The sequence below is a fragment of the Brevibacterium sediminis genome, assembly GCF_013623905.1.
GTDB classification, from domain to species: Bacteria; Actinomycetota; Actinomycetes; order Actinomycetales; family Brevibacteriaceae; genus Brevibacterium; species Brevibacterium sediminis.
Map to the genome: position 1 here is coordinate 15,474 of NZ_JABKDD010000011.1, position 23,558 is coordinate 39,031.

Genomic DNA, 23,558 nt, shown 5'->3' on the forward strand with positions numbered 1-23,558 from the left:
TCCACTTCAAAGGCGAAGACAAATGACAAAGCTGCGACCGCCCACTTGGGCCATCCTCCTCATCTGCTGGGTTGCGCTCCTCTGCGACGGATACGACCTCTACGTCTACGGCGCCACTCTGCCCGGATTCCTCGGTGACCCGAGCTGGGGCGTGACGAAGAGCCTCGCGGGGACCGTCGGCAGCATCGCTCTCGTCGGGATGCTGCTCGGTTCTCTGGCCGCAGGCACTCTCACTGACAGGCTTGGGCGGAGAAAGCTGCTCATGACCTCGCTCGGGATCTTCAGCATCGGCATGATCCTGTGCGCTGTCGCGCCGAACTTCACGGTCTTCGCAATCTTCCGCTTCATCACCTGCATCGGGGTCGGCGGGGTCCTGCCCACTGCAGTGGCCATCGCGAACGAGTCGGCGCCGAAGGGCAAGGTCTCCCTCGCCGTCGGTGCCGTGCTCACTGGACCGCCGGTCGGCTCACTGGTGGGTGCGTTGACAGCCACGGCTCTTGTCGTCGACCACGGTGTACGGCCCGTCTACGCTCTCGGCGGACTCTCAATCATCCTGCTGATAGTCGTGTGGCGGTGGATGCCGGAGTCCGAAGTCTTCCTCGCAGCAAAGGAAGCACCGGTGTCTGGTGGGCACAGGGGTGCCTCAGTCTCACGACTCTTCACCGCCCGTCAGCTGGTGCCTACGCTGCTGTTCTGGATTGTCTGCGCAATCAGCATGCTGACGATGTTCGGAATCACGACCTGGCTTCCAGTCATCATGCAGGGCGCCGGATTCGCCGCACAGTCCTCGATCGCGTTCCTCTCGATCTACTCAGTGGGATGCATCATCGGAACAGTGGTCATCGCATGGATAGCGCAGCAGTCGGCACCGAAGTATATGGTCATCCTCGGGTTCTCGATCGCTGCAATGTCGCTGCTGGCTGTGTCGATGACACAGAATCATCTCCTGCTCTTCGTGGCGATCTTCTTCGCCGGAGTCGGCGGGATGGGAACACAGAATATGATCAATGATCACATCGCCCAGTACTATCCGGCCCAGGTCCGTGCCACCGGGCTCGGTTGGGCTCTCGCAGCCGGGCGCCTCGGCGCCATCGCCGGTCCAACCTATGGTGCGGTCGCCGCTACCGTCGGCGGTTCACCGGGAGCCGCGGCGATGTGGTTCGCAATCCCCGCGGTGCTCGGTGCAGTCGCCGCCGTCGCCATGCCGCTCCGAGACAAGACCGCATCGACACCTACACCAAAGAACACCACCGCTGAAGGAGTCTCTTCGTGACCATCGTCCACGGGCTCGACCAGGTTCCCGTTTGCACTACTGTCGCCATCGCCGGCGGTGGTCCGAGCGGAACCTATCTGGCTCTTCGCCTGGCCGCAGCGGGCATCGACTCAGTCGTTCTCGAACCGCGAGCCGAGATCGATCACCTGCGGCCGCGTGCCAAGACTACGAACGCTCGGACCATGTCACTGTTGGCGGGCATCGGACTGGCGGAAGCGATCCGCGAGAAGGCATCTTTGCCTGTGTCCTATTCCCAGGACGTCATCTTCTGCACGAGCTTGAAGGGGCATGAACTGAGGCGCTTCCATCAGGCGTTCCAACTCGTCGACGGCGACTACGAGCTCTCTCCGGAAGTCGGCCAGCAGATCCCGCAGCCGCAAGTCGAAGAAGTGCTGCGCGAGGCAGCGGCGCACAGCGAACACATCACCTATGTCACTGGAGTGCGAGCGCAGGAAGCTGATCCGTCGGCCTCGGCTGTTCGCGTCGTCGCTGCTGATGACAGCCAGGATGCCGGCGTCGACTTGGAGGCGGAATGGATCATCGGCGCCGATGGTGGGGCATCGCGAGTCCGCAAGGCGCTGGGCATCGACTTCAGAGGAACGAGTGCTCCACGCCCGAATTTCAACGTGGTCTTCACTTCGGCGAAGCTTCGTGAACAAGTGAGCATCGACCCGGCCGTGCAATGGTGGATCGTCAATGAGGCCATTTCGGGCATGATCGGAGAGCTCGACCGTGACGGCACGTGGTGGGCCATTCTGCAGGGATGCGATCCCATCGAGGACCCCGCCGAGGTGGCCGCAGCGATTCGGGCAATGGCCGGGGTCGGTCCCGACGTTGACATCGAGGTGCTCGCTACCGATTCGTGGACTGCGCGGATGCTGCTCGCCGACTCCTACGGCGGCAAGGAAAGCGACAGACGGGTCTTCCTCATCGGCGATGCGGCCCACCTCAATCCGCCGTGGGGCGGACATGGCTTCAACACCTGTATCTCTGACGCGGAGAATCTCGCGTGGAAGCTCATTGCCGTCCACGACGGGTGGGCGGATCCGGGCCTCCTCGACAGCTACGAAGAAGAACGACGTCCCGTTGCCGCTCGAATGATCGCGGATGCCGCGGCAAACGGCAAAGCCCTCGCCTATGACTTCATCGACCCGCTGCTTGATGCGGACAACGCTCGGGGCGAATCCGTACGTGCGCGGGTCCACGAGGCGCTGGCGGTCAAGACCAGTGAGTTCCACTCCGAGGGGCTGGTCCTCGGATACGAGTACGCCGGGACTTCGCGCGTCGCGGCTGGTCCTAAACCCTTCGTCGATTCGGTCGAATACCGCCCTCAGGCTCTGCCAGGGTGCCTGCTGCCGCATTTTCGACTCACGAACGGTGCGAGCGTATATCCCGATGCACACGGATTCACCTTGTTCGTCACCGACGGCCCTGCAGTTCACCTCGCCACAGAGTCACTTGAGCGAACGGCTCGAGAGCACGCGATCCCACTCCAGATCGTCCACTTGACAGGGGCAGACGCCGACGCGGCGCGTGTGCGCTGGGGCGAGGATACGGTGCTCGTGAGGCCGGACCTTCACATCGCGGCTACTGCCTCGACAGGCACCGGCGGGACGACCCCGGACAAGGCCTTGTCGTCGGCGCTCCTCAAAGCCGTCAAGAGACCGACGGGCAGTTCGACGGCGAACAGCCATTCGAGCACTCAATCGCCGCACGCCACAACTCACCACAGGGAGGCATCATGACACGCACCGCCTCATTCGATCCGGTTCATCCTGAGCTGCTCCTTGACCTTGAGGCTCCCACCGGACAGCCGCCGAAGACCGGATGGCCCGTGATCGTCTGGATCCACGGAGGCGGCTGGAGGCTGCAGGACCGCACAGCACGACCCGACTTCTCTCGCCACTTCTGTGAGTCCGGCTTCGCGATGGTCTCCATCGACTACCGCCTTGCACCCGAGCACCCGCATCCGGCTCAAGTCCTCGACCTGCGTCAAGCACTCCGCTGGCTGCGCAGACATGCGAACGCGTACAGTCTCGACAGCGAGTCGATCGGCCTGTGGGGCTCCTCGGCAGGTTCTCATATCGCCGCCTTCACGGCGTTGAGCGCCCATATCCCGCGTTTGCCCGGAGAGACGATTCCCGCTGATGACGACAAACTGAGCACCGAGGTGGCCTGTGTCGTCGACGGCTACGGACCCACCGACATCACCGCCCTGCTGCCAGGGTTGACGGAGTCAACATCCGGACGAGAGTCACGACAAGGGCCGGGGGATCGGCGCACTGCCACTCCAGAGGAGGACCTCCTCGGCGGACTTCCTGCCACCGCGACCGCATACGAGACTCTGCGGAGCAGGGCCCGTGAAGCGAGTCCGACGTTCCTCGACATCAACATTCCGCCGCCCTTCTTCATCCTCCACGGAACCGCGGACACCGCAGTCCCTGTCGATCAGTCACGGAAGCTCCACGAGCATCTGAGTGCGAACGGCGGCGAGTCGCTTCTCTACCTCATCGAAGGCTTCGGACACGGCTTCTTCAACCCCGGAGAAGTTCTCGAACTCGGACCTGGCGTCCGACTCGACAACGGCCGCCTGGAAGCCGAACCCGAAACTCCCTTCACTGCCGACAACCGCGGGGGCTTTGACCCGGGAGGGAGATACCCGTCGTTTGCACTCGTCCGAGACTTCTTCGCCTATCACCTCGGTGCGCCCAAGCACTGATCCGCTGCTGCACCGAGCACACCATTCGCCACCGACGAAAGGCCCACAATGACCACTGCATTCGACTGGGAGAGCGTCCAGAAGACTTCTCTGCTGCGAGACTCGCTTCCCGGGGAGCTCGCCCCGTACACACTGTCCTCGGGTGAGGGCCAGCGCCACCACCTCGGCGATTGGCACGTGACGACGATGGCCCGGCACACGGACACCGGTGGCGAGTTCTCGCTGTACCGGATCGCTGCTCCCGGCGGGTCGGGTTCCCCACACCTGTCGGTTCCGGGGCACTCGTTCGTCCACGTCGTCGAGGGTGAGGTGACTCTGACCTTTGGAGGGCGTCCGCATCGCCTCATCGGCGGGGACTCAGCGTCAATCCCTGCCGGGGTGGCGTTCTCACTCGCTGGCAGGGCCACGAACAACTCGCTCTTCTTCTACTCCACTGAGGAGTGGCTGCACCGCCTGGTCAGTGAGGTCGGGGAATCGACGGGATCGCACATCTTCCCCAGGAATCCCACCTCGGCGGCCTCCGAACTGCTTCGCAGCGAGCTCGTCGATGGGTACGGGGTCACGATCCACGACGGCGGCGAATCCATGGGCGGAGGGATCGATGCGGACCGCCTTGGCAATCACCTGCCCGACGGCGAGGTGCCGTTCGTGAACGCGGCCGGACACGGCGACCGGTTTGAGACCTTTGAACAGATGAATGCCTACCCGGTTCGGGCCCGCAACACCGGCGGCAGGTTCTTCGCTATGGATACGAGGGGTGCCAAAGCCCCCTATATTCCGCTGCACTTTCACAAGGAGCATTCGGAGAACTTCCTCTGCCTCGGCGGCCGGGTCCGACTCCATGCGAACGGCGAAGAGGTGGTCCTCACTCCCGGCGACTTCCTTCATGCGCCAGCCGGCACGATTCACAGCTTCTCCCTCGCTGCGAACAATACGCACATGCTCGGTCTGCTCACGCCTCCGGTATTCGAACCGTTCTTCGAGTACATGAACGATCCCACCGAGGAGTACGTCCACGTTGAGGGCGGAGAACCGCACTTCCCGGCAGAAGGATTCGCGAAAGCACAGGCAGAACTTGACCTCGTCGTCGTTGGGCCGCCGCCTCAGTCCTGAAGCACGCGCCATCGCAAGAACCCCACCCTGCAGGAGACGACTGCGAATGACCAAGAGGAGACCACCACCCATGAGCGGAAGCCAATGCCGAGATCTCCAGGTCGAACACCACTCTGCCCCGAACGCCATCGGGACACGGCGGCCCAGATTCAGTTGGATCGCAGAGCACGCCCAAGAACACTATCGAATCCAGGTATCCACCGGTGATCAGCAAGTGTGGGACTCAGGGCTCGTCACATCCGCCGAGACCACCTACATTGAGTACGATGGCTCGACTCTACGCTCGAACACGGACTACCACTGGTCAGTGCTCAGCCGGGGGAAAGCTGGAGAGAAATCAGCGGAATCCACCTTTTCGACAGCCTTGCTCGATCCCTGCGACTGGCAGGCAGTATGGGTCGAACCCGAACAGGAACCGACCGCTGTGGAACGGTGGAGCCTCTTCGACTGGATCTCCGGCGCAATTCCGGAGATCGAACCCGAGGGCAGGCTGCAACCGGTGCAGCTGGTGCGGCAGACATTCCAACTGGCAGAACGGCCTGTAAGAGCTCGGCTGTACTCCAGCGCCCGAGGTGTCTACACAGCCACGGTCAACGGTCGCGAGAGTGACGACCAGGTACTGGCGCCCGGCTACGACAGCTACGACCATCGCATCAGCGTCCAGTGCGCAGATGTCACAACATTTCTTCGTCCCGGTGACAACGTCATCGGACTGTGCCTTGCCGACGGCTGGTGGGCAGGCAGATTCGGCATCACGGGCTCAAGTGCGCAGTTCGGTGACCGAACCTCAGCAACGTGGCAGCTTCATATCGAGTTCGCAGATGGAGAACAGCTGATTGTCGTCTCGGGCGCAGATGCCGTGTCCTGTGCGGGACCGTGGCATTACGCGGATCTGTCGATCGGAGAATGCTTCGACGCTCGTGCTCTTCCGCGAGGGTGGGACCAAGTTGGATTCGACGCAGAGGACTGGGCTCCGGTCCGTACCGAGCCCGTCGACGCGGAACTCCTGGTCCCTTTCATCGGCGAGCCAATCCGTCGTGTGGCTCTGCTCGAACCAGTTGAACTCAAGCGACGACGACCATCGTGGATCGTCGACTTCGGTCAGAACTTCGCGGGCCGAATCAGGCTGCGGATGCGAGGGCTGTCAGCAGGGAGTCGGGTGACGATCGAACACACGGAGATCCTCGGAGCCGACGGTGAATGGTTCCAGAACATCGTGGGTGCGAACAAAGACCAGACGGATGTTTTTATCAGCGCAGGAGACGAAACAGAAGAGTACGAACCCAGCTTCACCTTCCACGGTTTTCGGTATGCCCGAATCACCGGGATCGAAGATCTGAACAGCGACGATGTGGTCGGCGTCGCACTTTCAAGCGACCTTGAGCAGTCTGGAACATTCGTCTGTTCCGACGCTCGTCTCACGAAGCTGCACGAGAATGTCGTATGGAGCCAACGGTCCAACTTCCTATCAGTTCCGACGGACTGTCCGCAACGGGAGAAAGTCGGCTGGACCGGTGATATCCAGGTGTTCGCGCCCGCTGCGTCGAACAACGCGAACACTGTAGCTTTCCTCCGCCGGTGGCTGGCGAATCTGCGCGCTGACCAACTGCCGACCGGTGAAGTGCCGATCACTTCTCCGCGTTCAAGCTTCGACATCGAAGCCGCCGAGGCAGGCCAGGGCCTGTCCGCAATAGTCTCCTCCGCCGGGTGGAGCGATGCCATTGCGTTCGTCCCCTGGGCGGTTTACGAGCGCAGCGGGGACAGACGGATCCTGGAAGAAAACTATGAGGCGATGATCCGCTGGATCGAATTCCAGAAGCGAACAGCCGCTTCCGAACTGCCTGTGAATCTCGCCGACCGTCAGATCTCTGCAGATCGTCGTGCCCGCCAATCGCTGCTGTTCAACACTGGTGACCAATTCGGCGACTGGCTTGCCCCCAGCACCTTGCGCACCGGGCCGCTGCATGAGGCGATTCTGGTTGCTCCTCGGTTGACTTCCGAGATCGTTGCACCGATGTTCCAAGCTCAGACACTGACCCTCGCGGCAAAAGCTGCGGCGGTGCTCGAACGCAGTGAAGACGAAAGACGGCTGCGCAGACGAGCATCCGAAGTACGTAAGGCGTTTGCTGCTGAGTATCTCGATTCCAGGGGTCGACTACCACATAACCTGCAGGGCCTCTACGTGCTTGCGCTCGCTTTCGACATGGTGCCGACCGGGATGCGTTCACAGACAGCGGCTCATCTTGCCGACCTCATCAAAGACAATCGTTACTGTCTCGACACCGGTTTCCTTTCCGTCCCGTACCTGCTTGAAGTGCTGTGGAACGCCGGATACCCGGAGGTCGCACGGCGCCTGCTCAACCAATCGGAAAGTCCCTCATGGCTCTACCAAGTCGATCAGGGGGCAACGACGATCTGGGAATCCTGGGACGCCGTTTCACCGGACGGGACTCCGAACGAGAAATCGCTCAATCACTATGCCTTCGGTTGCGTCGACGACTGGCTCTACCGGTACGTGGCCGGAATCCGCGCCACGGCGCCTGGATTCCGCACGGCGCTGATCGCCCCCGACTTTGAGAGCGGCGTCGACTGGGTACGCGCACACGTCGGCACCCCTTGGGGGCACCTTCGCGTCGACTGGAAGAAGGACGGTGCCACGGCGCATGTTTCAGTCACTGCGCCGCACGGCACCGAGGTGGTTCTTGCCACGGCTCAAGGCAACATCACCGTGCAGCCGGGGACGTCCCACCACACAATTTCAATTCCCACCGCCACACCCACTCGCTGAGACCACCTCAGCATTGAGACCGAAGGAGTTCTCATGACTGCCCAACAACCGATTGCCGAATCCGCCGAGCACTACGAACAACCGGGAGTTGCCTGGCCTCGTCTGCCTAGGGGCTTCCTCCCACTTCTCGGTGCTGCCGTGGCCACCGCCTACGGTGCACTGCTGTCGCAGGCGGTACTCACGCTCTCGTTGAAATCGAACGAGCTCGACGCCGACAGTGCCACGACTGTCCTCTCAATCGTCGTCGCTGTCGGGAGCATCGCTGCCATCGTCGGTAACCCGCTTCTCGGGCGACTCAGCGATCGGACTCTGTCGCGGATCGGCCGTAGACGACCGTATCTGCTGTTCGGGGCGGGTGCCAGCGTTCTGGGCGCATTTCTCGCGACGGTTGCGCCCACCACTGCACTCCTGGCAATCTCCTACTTCATAACGACCGTCGGCATGGTTGCGATCACCGTCGCCTGTGCTGCGATCGTCCCCGACCAAGTGCCACCCGAAAAGCGTGGAACACCATCGGCGATGATCGGGCTCGGAGCCCCGGTCGGTGCTGTCATCGGACTCTTCCTCGCGCAGCTTGTCCAACCTAACCTGACAGCGATGTTCATGCTGCCGGCCGGTGTCTCTGCGCTGACAGCGGTGACGCTGGCGGTGATGATCAAGGATCGCAGACTCGACCGCAGCGAACGGCCTGGATTCTCTTTCCGAGAGCTGCTCATGACCTTCTGGGTGGACCCGCGAAGAAGCCCGAGCTTCGCGTGGGCCTGGCTCAGCCGCCTGATGATCTTCTTCGGAGTCGCCACCGTCAACGCATACCAGGCCTTCTACCTGATCATGGTCCACCACATTGATCCTGCAACTGTGGGTACGTCAATCCTCATCGCCACAGCGATACTTTCCGGAGTGTCTGTCATCCTTGCGCCCGCGGTCGCCAAGATCTCCGATCGTGTGGGACGACGCAAACCTTTCGTCATCGTCGCGGCCATAGTTTTCGGCCTCGGCCTCGGACTCGTTGCTATCGCTCCCAGTTACCCGATGTTCCTCGTCGCTGTCGCAGTGATGGGCGCGGGCCAGGGTGTGTACTTCGCAGTTGATTTCGCCCTTGTCACTGAAGTGCTGCCAGACCCGGAGAATCCGGCAAAAGATCTTGGACTGATGAACCTCGCGCAATCTCTGCCCTCGACACTCGTACCCACCGTCGCTCCAGCGCTCCTCGCCCTCGGAGCTTCGGTATCCAACCCGCAGAACTTCACCGCGCTGTTTGTCGCGGGGGTGATTGCCGCGATCCTCGGTGCAATCTTCATCTTGCCGATCCGCCAGGTGCGTTGACGCATCGACGCCCAAGAGGCGCCGCGCCCAACAGCCATACCGAGTCGGCCCCTGTACTTACCACCGAACCGCTGAGGAAGAGAGTTATGGTCAGAAGTGAAATTGAGGAGCAATTCCTGTGGGGTGTCGCTACCGCCGGACATCAAAGCGAAGGAGGAAACAGTGCCAGTGATATTTGGGCACTCGAACATACGGTTCCGACGCTATTCTCTGAACCGAGTGGGGCCGCCAACGACAGTTGGAACCGGTGGCCCGAAGATCTCGACATAGCAGCACGCCTCGGGTTGAATGCGTTTCGATTCTCAGTGGAATGGTCACGTATCGAACCGATACGGGGTGAGATCAGAACGGAAGCGCTCGACCATTACGGGCGTGTTGTGGACGGGTGCCTTGAACGGGGGCTCGCCCCGATCGTCACCTTCAACCATTTCGCATCACCGAATTGGTTTGCCGCCGCAGGATCGTGGCTGGCTCCGGATGCGCCCGATCTCTTCGCCGCCTACTGCGAGCGGATTGCGTCCCGGTTCGGTGATCGGATCGCGGCCGTAATCACGATCAATGAGCCCAATCTCGAACAGCTGCTCCAATCCGGAGAGAAGTTGCCGCCGGCAGCCGAACGTCTCAAGGTGCAGATGCTTGCTTCTGCAGCTGACGATGCTGGAACGGCAAGCTACTTTGCAACCAACGTGATTCCAGCAGACAAACAAGAGGAATTTCAGGAGGCGATGACAGTAGGGCATCGGGCAGCCCGTGCAGCGATCAAGGCCCAGCACAGCGATCTGCAGATCGGAGTGTCCATCGCAATCTGTGACGAAACAGCTGTCGAGGGCGGTGAGGAGCGGCGAGACCGCAAGCGAGCTGCCGTCTATGACCATTGGCTTCGTGAGGCCAGCGAGGATGACTTCATCGGGGTTCAGAACTATGAGCGGATCGTGCACGGGCCGGAAGGCCAAGTGATCGGTCACGGGCCACGCAACGGTATGGGAACTGTCGTTGAACCGGCATCACTTGCTGGAGCGGTCAGATACGCTAATCAAGTGTCCGGCGTCCCTGTATTGGTCACAGAACACGGCATTCAGACTGACGACGATGCAGTGCGCCAAGGGTTCATTACGGACTCGCTCGATCTGCTTGCGGCGGAGATGGAAGTTGGTGTGCCTGTTCTCGGATACTGCCATTGGACGTTGATGGACAATTTCGAATGGATCTTCGGATACAAGCCTAAGTTGGGCCTCTTCGAAGTTGATCGGGCCAGCCTTGAGCGTCAACCGAAGCCCAGCGCAAAGGTCTATGCCGAGACGATTGCTCGTCTGCGGGAGGCCAATCCGAGAATGCGCTGATTTCAGCGGTCCTGGGCGCCTAGCCTGTGAGGAGCGACTGAGCCCCGCCTCGGCGAGGGGAGACGAAACACCACGGGTGCCGGCATCCTCATGATGAGGACGACGGCACCCGTGGTGGTGTGACTCGGGATGGCTCGAAAGGTCAGTTCCCGATCGTGGCCTTCGCCTGGTTGTCGGCGGCCACGGTGGTCTGCGGTTCGGGCAGGGCCGCGTCCGCCTCGGGGGCATTCGTCGGCGCACCATGGACATCGGGCTCGAGTGAGAGCTCGTCGAACGGGTTGCCACCCGACAGGGTGGCGCGGGCGACGTCGAGGTCGATCTCGTTCGTCCACTTGCCGATGAGCAGGGTGGCCACGGCGTTGCCGGTGAAGTTCGTCAGCGCACGGCACTCGGACATGAACTTATCGATGCCGACGATGACGCCCATGCCGTCGAGCAGCTCGGGACGGTGCGACTGCAGACCGGCGGCCAGAGTGGCCAGGCCCGCACCGGTGACTCCCGCAGCACCCTTGGACGCGATGATCATGAACACGAGCAGCGAGATCTGCTCGGGGATCGACATCGGCATGCCCATGGCCGAGGACACGAACAGCGAGGCCATGGTCAGGTAGATGGCGGTGCCGTCGAGGTTGAACGAGTAGCCGGTGGGCACGGTGATGCCGACGACCGGCTTCGAGACTCCGGCGTGCTCCATCTTCGCGATGAGGCGCGGCAGGGCCGACTCGGACGACGAGGTGGAGAAGATGAGCAGGAACTCACGGGCCAGGTACTTCAGCAGCAGGAAGATGTTCAGGCCGGTGACGATCTTGAGCAGACCGCCGAGGACGATGACGATGAACAGCGCGCAGGTGAGGTAGAAGGCGCCCATGAGGGTCGCCATGGCACCGATCGCGGCCCAGCCGGTCTTGCCGACGACCGCGGCGATCGCACCGAAGGCGCCGACGGGAGCGGCCCACATGATCATCATCATGAGCTTGAAGACGACGGCCTGGATGTGCTTGATTCCGGTGAGCACGGGCTCGCCGGCCTTGCCCATCGACTGCAGGGCGAAGCCGACGAGGAGTGCGAGCACGAGGGTCGGCAGCACCGGGATGTCACCGGGGATGAGGCTCATGAGGAAGGCGACCATGCCGCCTTCCTCGCCGCCGGATGCCTCCTCGTACGGCTGGAGGTGGAGTCCGTCGCCGGGGTGGATGAAGTTGCCGACGACGAGGCCGATGACCAGGGCAAAGGTCGCCATGACCAGGAAGTAGACGAGCGCGAGTCCGCCGACCTTGCCGACGGTGGCTGCCTTCGCCACGGAGCCGACGCCGAGGACGATGGTGCAGAAGATGACCGGGGCGATGATCATCTTGATGAGTGCGACGAACGCCTTGCCGAGCGGCTCGAGGGCGATTCCTGCCTCGGGGGCGATGAGGCCGATGGCGGCACCGGCGAACACGGCGACGATGACCATGATGTAGAGCCAGTGAGTGCGATCCTTCTTCCGCTGCGGGGCGCCCTGATCGGTGGCAGCTGCGGTGGCGTTGCCCGTATTCGCGGGCCCGCCTTCTTGCTGTGGCGACATTGCCATGATTCCTCCAAATGATTTCCGCGAACTCACCCGTCGGTGGGTGCGAACGCGCGCGACGACTGGCCGCGGTGGTGATGTACCCGACAACTGTGCCAGCCGATGTGACGGGTGTCTCGGTTGCGTTCATAGTGTTCACAGGAGGAGTGAGACGCGCCGGGGCAGGAGTATGGCCAGGGAAGACAGGCCGGCGAGGGTCAGGCCCGCGGCTCCTCCGCATGCCGGTGACCGGCGTCGGCACGCGGTTCCCGCTGTTCGAGGGCCTTGAGGCCGATGGGGCAGGTGATGGTGAGCTTGAGGCGTCGGCTCTTGGCGTCTTCGACGGCCCGCCACATGAGCTCCCAGCGGTGCTGATCTGCCTGAATGGACTCGATAGCTTCGCAGTAGATGAACATGACTTCATTGGCGTCGGGCTCGAGTTTGTAATGGAGCGCGGCCACGATCCTGCCGGGAAGGTAGAGGTCGTACTTCGAGGATTCCTGGTTGTTGAGCATCGTGTACACAGTGGTCTCCTGGGGTGGGCCGGTCAGAATGGTCGGTGTCACCAGTCGCTGGGCGTCAGAGCCGCCGCAGATGCTGGGTTTCGCAGGTCGTGGAGGAAAGCTTGCGCCCAGCGGCGGACGTCGAAGGCGTCGACGGTGTCGGCCATCGCATCCATGCGCCTCCGAGCCTCGTCTTCACTGAGCGTGGCCGCGTGATGGATGGCCGCCTTCAGGCCGGCCCTGTCATGGGGATTGACGATGATGGCCTGGTCGAGTTCTTCGGCGGCTCCGGCGAATTCGGAGAGGACGAGTGCACCGCCCCTGCCTCGGCGGGCAGTGGCGAATTCCTTGGCCACGAGGTTCATCCCGTCCCGCAGGGAGGTGACGAGCAGGATGTCGGCGGCCAGGTACAGAGCGACGGCTTCCTCTGTCGAATGTGAGTGGTGGGAGTAGTGGATGACATCGCCGCCGAGAGTGGAGAACCTCCCATTGATGCGCCCGACCGTATGTTCGACCTCATCGCGCAGGTCCTGGTAGGCGCGCACGCCTTCACGCGAGGGGACTGCGATCTGTGCGAGACAGGTTCCCTGCGCATCGAGGATTCCGTCGTCGATCAGCTCCTCGAAGGCCCACAGCCGGTGCAGGATTCCCTTCGAATAGTCGAGGCGATCCACCCCGATCATGAGGGTGGCGGGATCGCCCAGGTCACGGCGAAAGCATCGGGCCATCTCTTGTACCGCCGGGGATTCGGCCGCGGCCCGGATCTCATCGACGTCGATCGAGATCGGGTACGAGCCGACGCGGCCGCGAAGTTCCTCGGGATCCATACCCAGCAGCTTCTGCATAGCCTGGCGGGCCTTAGCGGCATCGGCCTCTCGCTGGAGACCGATAACATCGGCCCCGAGCAGGCCGCGGAGGATTTCGTCACGCCAGGGCAGCTGGGCCATCTGCTCGACGGGAGGGAACGGAATATGGCAGAAGTATCCGATCCGGATGTCCGGTCGTTGAGCGCGGATCATCGCCGGTACGAGCTGGAGGTGGTAATCGTGTACCCAGACTGTCGCCCCAGTCTCGGCGGCCTCGACCGCGGCCTGTGCGAATCGCGCGTTGACTTCCCGATAGGCCCGCCACCATGAGCGGTGGTACTGCGGTGCGACGATGAGGTCGTGGTGCAGCGGCCATAGGGTAGCGTTGCAGAATCCCTCATAGTACTGCTGATGTTCGTCATGGCTGAGCGAGACGGGGACGAGGCTCATCCCGTCGAAGTCGAAGGGCTCGAGGCTGTCGTCATGTGTGTTCGCCCAGCCGACCCAGGCTCCGGCTTGCTCGCGCACCACGGGAGCCACGGCTGAGACCAGCCCGCCGGGCGAGGCTTCCCACGCCCCGTCGATGCGGTCGACGGGGAGGCGATTGGCCACCACGACGAAAGCATGGCGGTCAGTTCCCATCATCTTCTCTTCTTCTCGTGCCGCCGGGACGGATCGTACCGGCACGCTGACTTCTGGGGCATGAGATCTGAAAGCATTGCCGAAGGGCGGAGGCGGACAGTGCCTCCGCCCTCCAGCCGCGTCCCTCAGTCCTCCGGTGAGTCCTTGAGTGAGTCCTTGACGCCCTTCAGCGAGTCCTTGGTGTCGTCGCCGACCTGCTTGATCTTGCCCTTGGCCGCGTCCGTCCTGCCTTCGACTTCGAGGCCTTTGTCGTCGGTGACCTTGCCTGCAGCGGTCTTCGCTTTGCCCTTGAGCTCTTCAGCCTTGTCAGAGACTTTGTCGGTCTTGTCGTCGGAATCCATGATTCGTCCTTTCGCAGAGATCGGGGTGGACGTACTGCTCTGTCGAGCGCTATTCATGTTTACGGTGTAATCAACCTAGCAGATCGGGTTTTCGCTGCGCAATAGATCAGGCGAGCCGGGCGCATCGGAGCTCAGCGATGCGGCTTCGGCAGGACGGGACGGTTGGCGAATGGCCCTTGCGCGAGGGATCTGTGGAGAGTGAAAACTTAGTCATCCATGAGGTGTTTACAGTGTAATCGTATTATGAGGGGATCTCTCGACGTGTCGGAACAAGCGAGTAGACTGGCGGTGAAAGCCGCCCGGTCTGCGACATCTCCGACGAGGAAAGGGGAGTGCGCGTGGTTCAGCAGCGACTCGACCGTACCCAGGTCGTCGAGTCGGCGATCGCCTTCGTCGATGCCTGCGGTCTCAGCGAACTCACGATGCGTCGCCTCGGAACGGCCTTGGACGTAGAGGCGATGGCACTGTATCGGCACGTCTCCGGGCGCGCGGACCTTCTCGAGGCCATGGTTGATGAGCTCATCGACGGTCTCTTCGATGACGATCTCATGACCGAGGACTCCCATTCGTGGGAGGAATACCTGCAGCGTGTCGCCAATGCCACGCGCAATCTGGCTATCGAGCATCCGCGGATCTTCCCGCTCATCGCCACGCAGCCGCCTCAGGCCCCCTGGCTGCGTCCACCGTTGCGCAGTGTGCGCTGGGTCGAGGACTTCCTGTCCTCGTTGCAGCGCTTCGGATTCGCCGACGCCGAGGCGGTGGCCGCATACAAGGCCTTCACGAGTTTCCTCGTCGGCGCGCTTCTGCTCCAGGCGGCCTCCCTGAACCCGGAGGTCATCGGAGACGAGGAGGACTCCTCCGTTGGCGGCGACCTCGGCGAGTATCCTACGGTGCGGCGATTGCAGGGCCTGCTGATGGAAGACCATGCTCAGCGCGAGTTCGACGATGCCCTCGACGATCTCATCGAGCGGATCCGCACCAGCACACAGGCCTGAGAACCACTGCCACCGGAGTTGACAGCATCTGTTGCTGTGGCGTGCCTGCGCACTCACGGATAGTCTTGGCTCAGTGACGATCCGATAACAAAGGAGCAGGATATGAAACTCAGCACCGCACTTCTGCGCGCAGTCCCCGGCGCTTTCATTCTCAACTCGGGCATCGGCAAGCTCGGCCTCGACGAAGAATCCGCCGCCGGACTCCAGCAGATGGCCGCCAACGGTGTGCCCATGGTCGAGAACATGACCCCTGCCCAGTTCGGGAAGTTCCTCTCCTACGGTGAGATCGCCGTCGGCTCCGCCCTGCTGCTGCCGTTCGTGCCAACCCGCATCGCCGGTGCCGCGCTGACGACCTTCGCCGCCGGCCTCGTCGCGAACTACTTCTCCATCGATGCGATGACCAAGGACGACGGCATCCGCCCCTCCGAGGACGGCACCGCCGTGGCCAAGGACACTTGGCTGGCCGCAATCGGTCTGGCCCTCCTCATCTCCGGCGGCAGCAAGAAGCAAAAGAAGAGCGTTAAGAAGTAATGACGTCCCTCCCGGCCCCACCACGGCGGGGCCGGGAGCGATTCCGGGTTCGCCGAGGCGGAACCCTGGCGAGGCGCCTCTTCCTCGTCCAGCTCGTCCTCATCGTCCTCGTCTGCACCGCGCTGTCGGTGACGAGCTACGTGACGACGCTGAACAACATCCGGCACGCCACCGGCGAGCGGGTCCTGTCCATCGCCGAGACGCTGGCCCACGATCCCTTCGTCACCGAGGCTGTGACCGGGGACGATCCCTCCGCCCGGCTGCAGCCCTACGCACTGACCGTCATCGATTTCGCCGAGGTGGATTTCGTGACGATCATGGACCGCGACGGCACGCGCTACACCCACCCCGATCCCGAACAGCTGGGCAAGACCTACCTCGGCAGCAGGGCCAAAGCCCTCTCAGGGCAGACCGAGACCGAGGAATACGTGGGCACGCTCGGCCCGTCGGTGCGCGCGATCGTGCCGATCACAGACGCCGATGGCGAGGTCACCGCCATGGTCGCCGTGGGCGTGACGCTCGAGACCCTGTCGGTGGCGCAGGCGGCCTCCCTGCCGCAGATCATCCTCGTCGGCCTCGCCGCGCTCGCCCTCGGCGGACTCGGCTCCTGGCTACTCGCCCGCTACCTGCGCCGTGTCACCCTCGGCTATGGTCCGGAGGAGCTGCGCCGTCTGTTCGCGTTCTACGATTCGGCCCTGCATTCCCTGCGCGAGGGCCTCATCCTCGCCGACGATTCCGGTCGGCTCGTCCTCTACAACGACGAGGCCGCGTCCCTGCTCGGCCTGCCCAAGGTGGAGGAATCGACGCCGATCTCCCTCGCCGAGGTGGCCCTGCCAGAATCTGTCCGCGACCTTCTGACGACCGGTCGGGTCGCCGTCGACGAAATCCACTTCACCGAGGACCGAGTCCTCGTCATCAGTCAGAAACAGGCCCGGCAGCCGCGCGGCGGGCGCGATGAAGGCGGAACGGTCGCGACCCTGCGCGATCGCACGGACATCCAGGAGCTCACCGGTGAGCTGGCAACGATGACGACTCTGTCCGAGGCTCTGCGTGCGCAGACTCATGAACATGCCAACCGTTTGCACACGGTCTCCACTCTTATCGAACTCGGCCGGGTGCAGGAGGCGCTGGACTTCGCGGTCAAGGACGAGCAGGAATCGCAGCGGCTGACGGATTCCTTCGTCGCCTCACTCGACGAGCCATTCATCACCGCGCTCATGATCGGCAAGGCCGCGCAGGCCAATGAGCGCGGCATCGAACTCACCGTCACCGCCACCGGCGAACTCCCTCCCGAACGACTCGATGCTCGCGACCTCGTCACCGTTGCCGGCAATCTTCTCGACAATGCTTTCGACGCGGTCGCGGACTCGGATGAGAAGCACGTGTGGGCGGACTTCGTCGCCGCTGACGGGGAGCTCATCATCACCATCGCCGATTCCGGTGCCGGAGTTGCGGGGGAGGACATCGATGCGCTCTTCCACCTCGGCGCCTCGGCGAAACCCGAGGTCGGGGGAGTGGGACGGCACGGATTCGGGCTCGTCTTGGTTCGGCAGGCGGTGAGCCGCCTCGGCGGACATATCGATGTCGATTCCGATGGCGGTGCGATCTTCACGGTGACGCTTCCACTGGGGGACATCGACGCGGCCGGCGATTACGATTCTTCGGAGAGCCACACCACGGATGGTGAGGATTCGAGTCAGGATCGGGCGGAAGGAGACTCACGTGAGCGATGATGCCGCGCTGCGGGTGCTCATCGTCGAAGACGATCCGATGACGGCGCAGGCGCACGCGGACTTCGTGGCCCGGGTGCCCGGGTTCGAGGTCGTCGGAACGTGCCTGGGCGGGCACGAGGCGATCGAACGCTTCGACGAACTCGCCGCGGCCGGGACGCCAGTCGATATCGTCCTCCTCGACATGAACCTCACGGATTCGCACGGCCTCGAGGTCGCCGGGCGGCTGAACTCGCGCGGTCAGGACGTCGATATCATCGCGATCACCGCGGTGCGGCACCTGCAGGTCATCCGTTCGGCGATCTCGTCGGGCATCACCCAGTACCTCATCAAGCCGTTCACCTTCGCGGCGTTCAAGGAGAAGTTGGAGAACCAGCGCGAGTTTCGGCGCGGACTCAGCGGATCGGGGTCGTTGGCGACTCAGGCCTCGGTGGACAATGCGCTCTCGGCCCTGCGGTCGGTATCGTCGACGACTCTGCCGAAGGGGCTCATCGCCGAGACCTTGGAGGCCGTGTCCGCCTTCGTTCGTGATTCCACGGTTCCGGTCTCCGCCACCGAGGTGGGGCGGCGGCTTGATCTGTCCAGGGTCACCGTGCGCCGGTACTTGGAGCACCTTGTCTCGACGAAGCAGGCGATCAAGCAGCCTCGGCACGGGACTCCGGGGCGACCGGAGTACGAGTACCGGTGGGTGTGAGGGCACTTCAAGCTGTCGCTGACTGACCCGTCGGTGAGTTCACAGAACTTAACGGAGCTGACGGATTTCTCCACGAAGTCATAAAGCGCAATATTGCATTTCTGTCATCAGTGGACTTGTCATGAAATTTCAATGAATAAGTGGATGCCTGACCGAACTCTATTCAAGAGCTCGGTGACTGCCTACATATAGCCCCAGATCAGGGGGCAGTGTGTGCTCTGGTTCCCGTCTGCATCAAACATATTTCCTTGTGGCATCTGTCCGCATCGTGAGTATGACGATTTTGCAATATAACGGAACGATAACGTTGTGAATGACGGAATGATTACTCATAGATGATTCCGTATCGTTGTGTGCGATCTGCCAGGAAACTGCATGTTTCCGTCCAGGCTGCTGTCTGCGATTGATCAGGAACGATGAACCGATATGGAGGACTATGAAGATGCTCGGAGGTCGACCCTCGACCGGCCGCAAGATCGCTGTGGGCGCGGTGGCTGCCACGACCGCAGTGGGGCTGACCCTGTTGACGACGTCACCAGGTGCAGCCGATGAAAAGAACCCGAAGGAGGATTCAGAGGCTCTCGGGCAGCTGATCGATGCGGACCTGCTGTCCGAAGATGCCGTCGATGCGCTCTCGGCCTACAGCAGTTCTCCTTCCAGTGAAGCGGAAGACAGCACACCGCTGAACCTGGAAGTGCTGCAGTCCCTCGGGCTCGAACTTCCGGGAATCGACCTCCCGCTCATCAGCAGTGAGGGTGGCGACGGTCTTCTCGAACTCGGCGAGGCCGGTGCGCTCAACTCCTACGGACGCGCTGCTTCCGGCAACGCGGCCAAGGCCAGTGCCGGAGCCGTGGGCGAGGACGGTGCACTCAACCTCGATGACGTCAACAACGGCGATTTCGGCAATGCCAAAGTCGATCTGACATCGCTCCTGGGGCAGCTGAACCTCGACGGTGTCACTGACCAGATCGTCGACGAGCTCAGCCTCGAACTGGGTGCGGTCGGGTCGACCGCCGAGAGCGATGGCAAGACCACCGACTCCGAGTATGTCGTCGCCGACGGAACGCTCACCGTCTCCAGCCCTGCTGTGGGCGGCCTTTCCGATGAACTCACCAAAGCCGTCGACGGAGTCGGCGGTTCCCTCGACGACGCGATCGGCGAAGAGGGACTCGTGGACGAGCTGTCCGGACTCGGACTCGACGTCGATGCGGGGCTCGCCTCTGTCAAGATCGGCGGAGAAGACACGAAGGTCTCCGTCGACACCGGCGATGCGCTCAACAGCGTCGTCGAGAACGTCGTCAACAAGAAGCTCGAGGACGAATCGGGCATCGTCTCGATCGACTTGGCCAACGGCGACATCAAGATCGACCTCGCCAAGGTCGTGAAGGGTGCCGACGGTGAGGACCTCAACGGTCTGGATCCGAACACTCAGGTGCTGACCAGCGATACGATCTCGAAGATCACCGACGCCGTCGCAGACGCCCTCGGTGCACTGTCGGGTCGGGTCAATGAGACTCTGACCGATGCACTCAACGATGTGCATCTCAACATCGCGTTGCCCGCGAACATCACAGCTGCGGGTATCCCTGCGGCTGACGGCAAGGTCACCGTGGATGCCACGCTGGGTCAGCTGGCTGGCACGGACGATTCCGAGCCTGTCGTCGACACCGACCTCTCGCTGGCCGGCGTTCCTGTCGGCACTGTGGTCAACGCCATCACCGGACCGGTGGTCCAGGCGGTCCTCGGAGTCACGAAGCCGATCATCGGGGGAGTCCTCGACTCGACGACCGAAGAGACAACCGATGCTGTCACCGGCATCGTCGACCCTGTCCTGGACGGACTCGAACCTGTCCTCAGCGGTCTTAACGAGGTTGTCGACCTCACGATCAATGAGCAGTCGCCCAACCCCTCGAGCGAAGGAGCCTCTGCTCAGTCCTCGTTGGAGTCGAGCCGAGTCGATGGCAACAACGGCCCCGGGTTCACCGTCAACGCTGTGAGCCTGGAACTGCTTCCCGAATCCGATGCGATCGATGTCAACCTCGCTTCGTCCTCGGTCCGTGCGACCGCTGACGATGCCCCAGGCGACGACGATGCAGACGCGGACGACAGCGCTGCCGCCGATCAGGACGATTCGGCCGATGCCGATTCTTCATCTGATCCCGACGCAGCTGCTGACCCGGACGCCTCGGCTGCTGATGATGCCGACTCGAACGTCAACGTGAACGCTGCGGCTTCGGCCTCGGCTTCCGCTGACGCCGACGACGATTCGAACCCTGCCGCACAGGCAGCGTCAGAGGCAGCCGCCGATGACGATGCCAACGACTCAGCATCGGCGGAGGCCGACGCGAGCGCGGAAGCGGCTGCCGAATCGGCTGCCACCGAGGATGCGTCATCGAACACCTCAGCTGATTCGACCTCTGATCCGAACGCCTCGTCGCAGCAGGCATCGAACGCCGCTGCAAACGCGGACAACTCGGATTCGACGAACGCTGATTCCTCGGCTGCCGCCGATGCCGATCCGGCTGCAGCAGCATCGGTGGCATCGACTGCCGATTCGTCCAACGAGGCTTCGGTTGAGGCCGCGGCCAATGCCGACGATTCGGCTGAGGCAGACTCGACCGACGAGGCAGACGCTTCCGCATCGTCCGATGACAACGCAGATGGTGCAGAGACCAGCGCGTCGGCTGACGGCGACGAATCAGACACCTCGTCCGATGAGAACGCCTCTGCCGCTGCAAGCGCTTCGGCTGACGTCGAAGCCGGCGCAGATGCGGACGCTTCGGGCAGCAGCGACGGCGGAGACCTGCCGAGGACAGGTGCCGAAGGCACTATGGCCATGGCCGGACTCGCGGCGCTGTTGATCGCCGGTGGCGCGGCAGCGGTCTACGCGGCTCGCCGTCACCGCAACCGCGGCGGCCTCTGAAATAGATTGAGCCGCTGATCGCACCGGTCAGGTGGTGGGGTCGAAGTCGTCACTTCGCACCCGCCGCCTGGCCTCGTGCGTGAGACCCCCGGACGCGCCGGGGAAGACAGACGAAATGCCCGAGCAGAATCCGGATTCGTGATGGAAGATAATGCGACTGAGGTCGTGCCCCGACCTCGTCCGACGATCAAGCGAACACTAGTGATCGTCGCGATGGCGATTACGGGATTCCACCTGTTCGCGACTCTGCTGTGGATCGCACCATCGTCCGCCCCGCGCGAGGCGGTTCCGGGGGAACTGCTCTCCAAGTACATGATTCCGCTGTGGGGTCAGTCGTGGAGTGTGTTTGCGCCGGAACCGATCAACGGGGACTACTACTTCGATGTGCGTGCGGTGGTCAAGACCAGCCGCGGGGAAGAAATCACCGAGTGGGTGCGGGCAACCGATGTCGAGCTGGACCATTCGACCTACAGACCCTTCCCGCCGCGATCAGCGGGGTTGGGCATCGGCCTGGCCTCGGACCTGAAAGGATCTTGGGACGAGTTGCCGGCGGATCAGAAAGCGATAGTGAAGCTTGACTACTTCAGGGGCGGCGACTCCGTGGAACGTCTGTCGACGAAACTCCGCGAATATGAGGATCCCGACGGTGCGGTCGGTGGCTACCTCGACAGCGAGCATATGGCCACGGCGTATGCGACTCAGGTCGCGAGAGCCGTGTGGGGTGACGACGTGGAGCGAGTGCAGTATCAGGTTGCCCGGCAGAATGTCGTCCCGTTCGCCGAGCGCAATGACGAAAGTGCCACGCTCCCGAAGCTTCAACCGGTGCCGGTCGGGTGGCGAGCCTCAGTGGTCGAGGACGCTCAGTCTGATGAGGAGTTCGCCAAGTACTTCTGTGCCTCCGACGTCGTGAGGTGCGCCGATGAAAACTGAGATCAGAACGGACGAAGCGGATGCAGCCTCGGTGAAGACCGATTCGGCGAAGATCGATTCGACGGATCCGGAAGACGCAAGCACCACCTCGGCGCCGATCGGTCCGACGAACACGGAGTTTGTGCCGCTGTCGGCCCAGGTGTGCACGGCAATCGCACGAGGTTGGGATCGGCTCGAGGCTCTGCTCACCGGACGCTACCACGCGACCTATGGCTTGGCCGTGACGCGGATCCTCATCGGGTTGACCGGTCTCGGCCTCATCCTCACGAATTTCAATGCCCGTCATTACGCCTTCGGCGTCGGAAACGCCTGGAGCGGGGAGATCGCGGATCCGAAGAGCGACTTCCCGAATATCTGGCTGTTCTCCCTGTTCCATCAGGTAGTGACTGTTCCTCCGCTGTTCACGGCAATGATGATCGGTCTGGCGGTCCTCGCCATCGTCATCACTCTGGGCTGGCACACGCGGATTGTTCTGCCGTTCTATCTGATCCTGTGGGTCAGTTTCATCGAACTCAACGACGGCGCCGGTGATCAGGGCGACAACGCCTACCGGATGTTCATGATCGCCCTGCTCTTCGCCGACACCACTCGCCGGTGGTCGTTAGACGCGCGTCGCCGGACTCGCCGATCTCGCCGGGCCCACGTCGTGGATCATGCGGCAATTGATGGAGTCGGCACCGATTCCGATTCACGTGGCACGCCTGTCGGAAGTCAGTGGCGGTGGGTGTTGATCACAGCCAACAATCTCGCCATCGTAGTGCTCGCCTTTCAGGTGTGTGCGATCTACATGTCCGGCGGTCTGTACAAGGCCGGTGGTGCTGCCTGGCAGCACGGTTTCGCTGTCTACAACCCGCTGCAGACCCAGCAGTTCGGGACATGGCCGGTGCTCTCGGATCTCGTCACGGCGTGGGGTCCGATGGTGGTGGTGATCTCCTGGGCCTCGGTGCTGTTCCAGTGCGCGTTCCCATTCATGCTCTTCAATCGATGGACGAGGACCGCAGGCCTTCTGGGCATTCTGTCGTTTCACCTGGGGATCGCATTGCTGATGGGGCTCCCGTGGTTTTCGCTGACGATGATCGCTGTCGACGCGATCTTCATCCGTGACCGCAGCTTCGCCGCCCTCAGTGTTTGCCTGCGCGGGTGGTGGCGTTCGACCGCGCCGCGGCCGGTACCTTCGACCAGAGAAGCCGACTTGCTCGAAAGAGCCGAAATTCTGGCACAGTCCGGTACCACTTGATTTCTGAATACGCGGCAAACTAGCGTGATTATTTGGAAACTCTTGTGGACTTCTATGGGTAAATCTTTCGCGAGGTTATATTACTCAACATGGCTTGTGCGATAACTTCTGCCTTGGC

General features: G+C 62.6%; 18 protein-coding genes. 14 read left to right on the plus strand and 4 right to left on the minus strand.

Annotated features, from left to right (window positions below):
• Window positions 1-22: 22 nt before the first annotated feature.
• The 7 genes from HK108_RS13840 to HK108_RS13870 all read left to right on the plus strand — a co-directional run bounded on the left by HK108_RS13840 (window position 23) and on the right by HK108_RS13870 (window position 10,559).
• Entirely contained in the window at window positions 23-1,273 is a 1,251-nt protein-coding gene (locus HK108_RS13840) for an MFS transporter (protein ID WP_139469852.1), read from the plus strand.
• On the plus strand, window positions 1,270-3,018 hold the full coding sequence (locus HK108_RS13845) for an FAD-dependent monooxygenase (protein ID WP_181271930.1): 1,749 nt from the start codon (window positions 1,270-1,272) through the stop codon (window positions 3,016-3,018). Before HK108_RS13840 ends, HK108_RS13845 begins: the two co-directional genes overlap by 4 nt.
• Window positions 3,015-3,992 (plus strand): alpha/beta hydrolase, encoded by a 978-nt coding sequence (locus HK108_RS13850; protein WP_139469854.1) that lies wholly within the window; start codon window positions 3,015-3,017, stop codon window positions 3,990-3,992. The genes HK108_RS13845 and HK108_RS13850 overlap by 4 nt, the downstream gene beginning before the upstream one ends.
• Window positions 3,993-4,040: 48 nt before the next feature.
• Window positions 4,041-5,105, plus strand: a complete 1,065-nt coding sequence (locus HK108_RS13855) for a cupin domain-containing protein (protein ID WP_181271931.1) — start codon at window positions 4,041-4,043, stop codon at window positions 5,103-5,105.
• Between the two features lie 70 nt (window positions 5,106-5,175).
• Window positions 5,176-7,893 (plus strand): alpha-L-rhamnosidase, encoded by a 2,718-nt coding sequence (locus tag HK108_RS13860; RefSeq protein ID WP_180345681.1) that lies wholly within the window; start codon window positions 5,176-5,178, stop codon window positions 7,891-7,893.
• A 33-nt stretch (window positions 7,894-7,926) separates the two neighbouring features.
• Entirely contained in the window at window positions 7,927-9,219 is a 1,293-nt protein-coding gene (locus HK108_RS13865) for an MFS transporter (protein ID WP_139469857.1), read from the plus strand.
• Between the two features lie 86 nt (window positions 9,220-9,305).
• A complete protein-coding gene (locus tag HK108_RS13870; protein WP_181271933.1) occupies window positions 9,306-10,559 on the plus strand; it encodes a glycoside hydrolase family 1 protein in 1,254 nt (417 codons plus the stop codon).
• Window positions 10,560-10,701: 142 nt separating this feature from the next.
• Here the strand turns inward: HK108_RS13870 and HK108_RS13875 are convergent, their stop codons facing one another.
• From HK108_RS13875 to HK108_RS13890, 4 genes are all read right to left on the minus strand, one after another.
• Window positions 10,702-12,015: a cation:dicarboxylate symporter family transporter gene (locus tag HK108_RS13875; protein WP_229664176.1), complete on the minus strand. Its 1,314-nt coding sequence runs from the start codon at window positions 12,013-12,015 to the stop codon at window positions 10,702-10,704.
• Window positions 12,016-12,326: 311 nt separating this feature from the next.
• Window positions 12,327-12,632: a hypothetical protein gene (locus HK108_RS13880; protein WP_181271935.1), complete on the minus strand. Its 306-nt coding sequence runs from the start codon at window positions 12,630-12,632 to the stop codon at window positions 12,327-12,329.
• Window positions 12,633-12,670: 38 nt separating this feature from the next.
• Window positions 12,671-14,062 carry an alpha,alpha-trehalose-phosphate synthase (UDP-forming) gene (locus HK108_RS13885; protein ID WP_258233353.1) on the minus strand — a complete coding sequence of 464 codons (1,392 nt, stop codon included), beginning with the start codon at window positions 14,060-14,062 and terminating at the stop codon, window positions 12,671-12,673.
• 122 nt (window positions 14,063-14,184) lie between these two features.
• Window positions 14,185-14,400: a CsbD family protein gene (locus HK108_RS13890; protein WP_181271936.1), complete on the minus strand. Its 216-nt coding sequence runs from the start codon at window positions 14,398-14,400 to the stop codon at window positions 14,185-14,187.
• 338 nt (window positions 14,401-14,738) lie between these two features.
• Here HK108_RS13890 and HK108_RS13895 point away from each other — a divergent pair, with 338 nt between their 5' ends.
• From HK108_RS13895 to HK108_RS13925, 7 genes are all read left to right on the plus strand, one after another.
• Window positions 14,739-15,395: a TetR/AcrR family transcriptional regulator gene (locus tag HK108_RS13895; RefSeq protein WP_181271937.1), complete on the plus strand. Its 657-nt coding sequence runs from the start codon at window positions 14,739-14,741 to the stop codon at window positions 15,393-15,395.
• Between the two features lie 102 nt (window positions 15,396-15,497).
• Window positions 15,498-15,926 carry a hypothetical protein gene (locus HK108_RS13900; RefSeq protein ID WP_181271938.1) on the plus strand — a complete coding sequence of 143 codons (429 nt, stop codon included), beginning with the start codon at window positions 15,498-15,500 and terminating at the stop codon, window positions 15,924-15,926.
• The gene (locus HK108_RS13905) at window positions 15,926-17,659 is read left to right on the plus strand and encodes a sensor histidine kinase (RefSeq protein WP_181271939.1); all 1,734 of its coding nucleotides are present in this window, start codon (window positions 15,926-15,928) and stop codon (window positions 17,657-17,659) included. Before HK108_RS13900 ends, HK108_RS13905 begins: the two co-directional genes overlap by 1 nt.
• Window positions 17,607-18,350, plus strand: coding sequence for a response regulator (locus HK108_RS13910; RefSeq protein ID WP_181271940.1), 744 nt, complete (start codon window positions 17,607-17,609; stop codon window positions 18,348-18,350). The genes HK108_RS13905 and HK108_RS13910 overlap by 53 nt, the downstream gene beginning before the upstream one ends.
• A 436-nt stretch (window positions 18,351-18,786) precedes the next feature.
• Window positions 18,787-21,273, plus strand: a complete 2,487-nt coding sequence (locus HK108_RS13915; RefSeq protein WP_181271941.1) for a choice-of-anchor G family protein — start codon at window positions 18,787-18,789, stop codon at window positions 21,271-21,273.
• A gap of 213 nt (window positions 21,274-21,486) precedes the next feature.
• Entirely contained in the window at window positions 21,487-22,203 is a 717-nt protein-coding gene (locus tag HK108_RS13920) for a DUF5819 family protein (RefSeq protein ID WP_258233357.1), read from the plus strand.
• A gap of 241 nt (window positions 22,204-22,444) precedes the next feature.
• Window positions 22,445-23,440 (plus strand): HTTM domain-containing protein, encoded by a 996-nt coding sequence (locus HK108_RS13925; protein ID WP_258233354.1) that lies wholly within the window; start codon window positions 22,445-22,447, stop codon window positions 23,438-23,440.
• Window positions 23,441-23,558 lie beyond the last annotated feature (118 nt).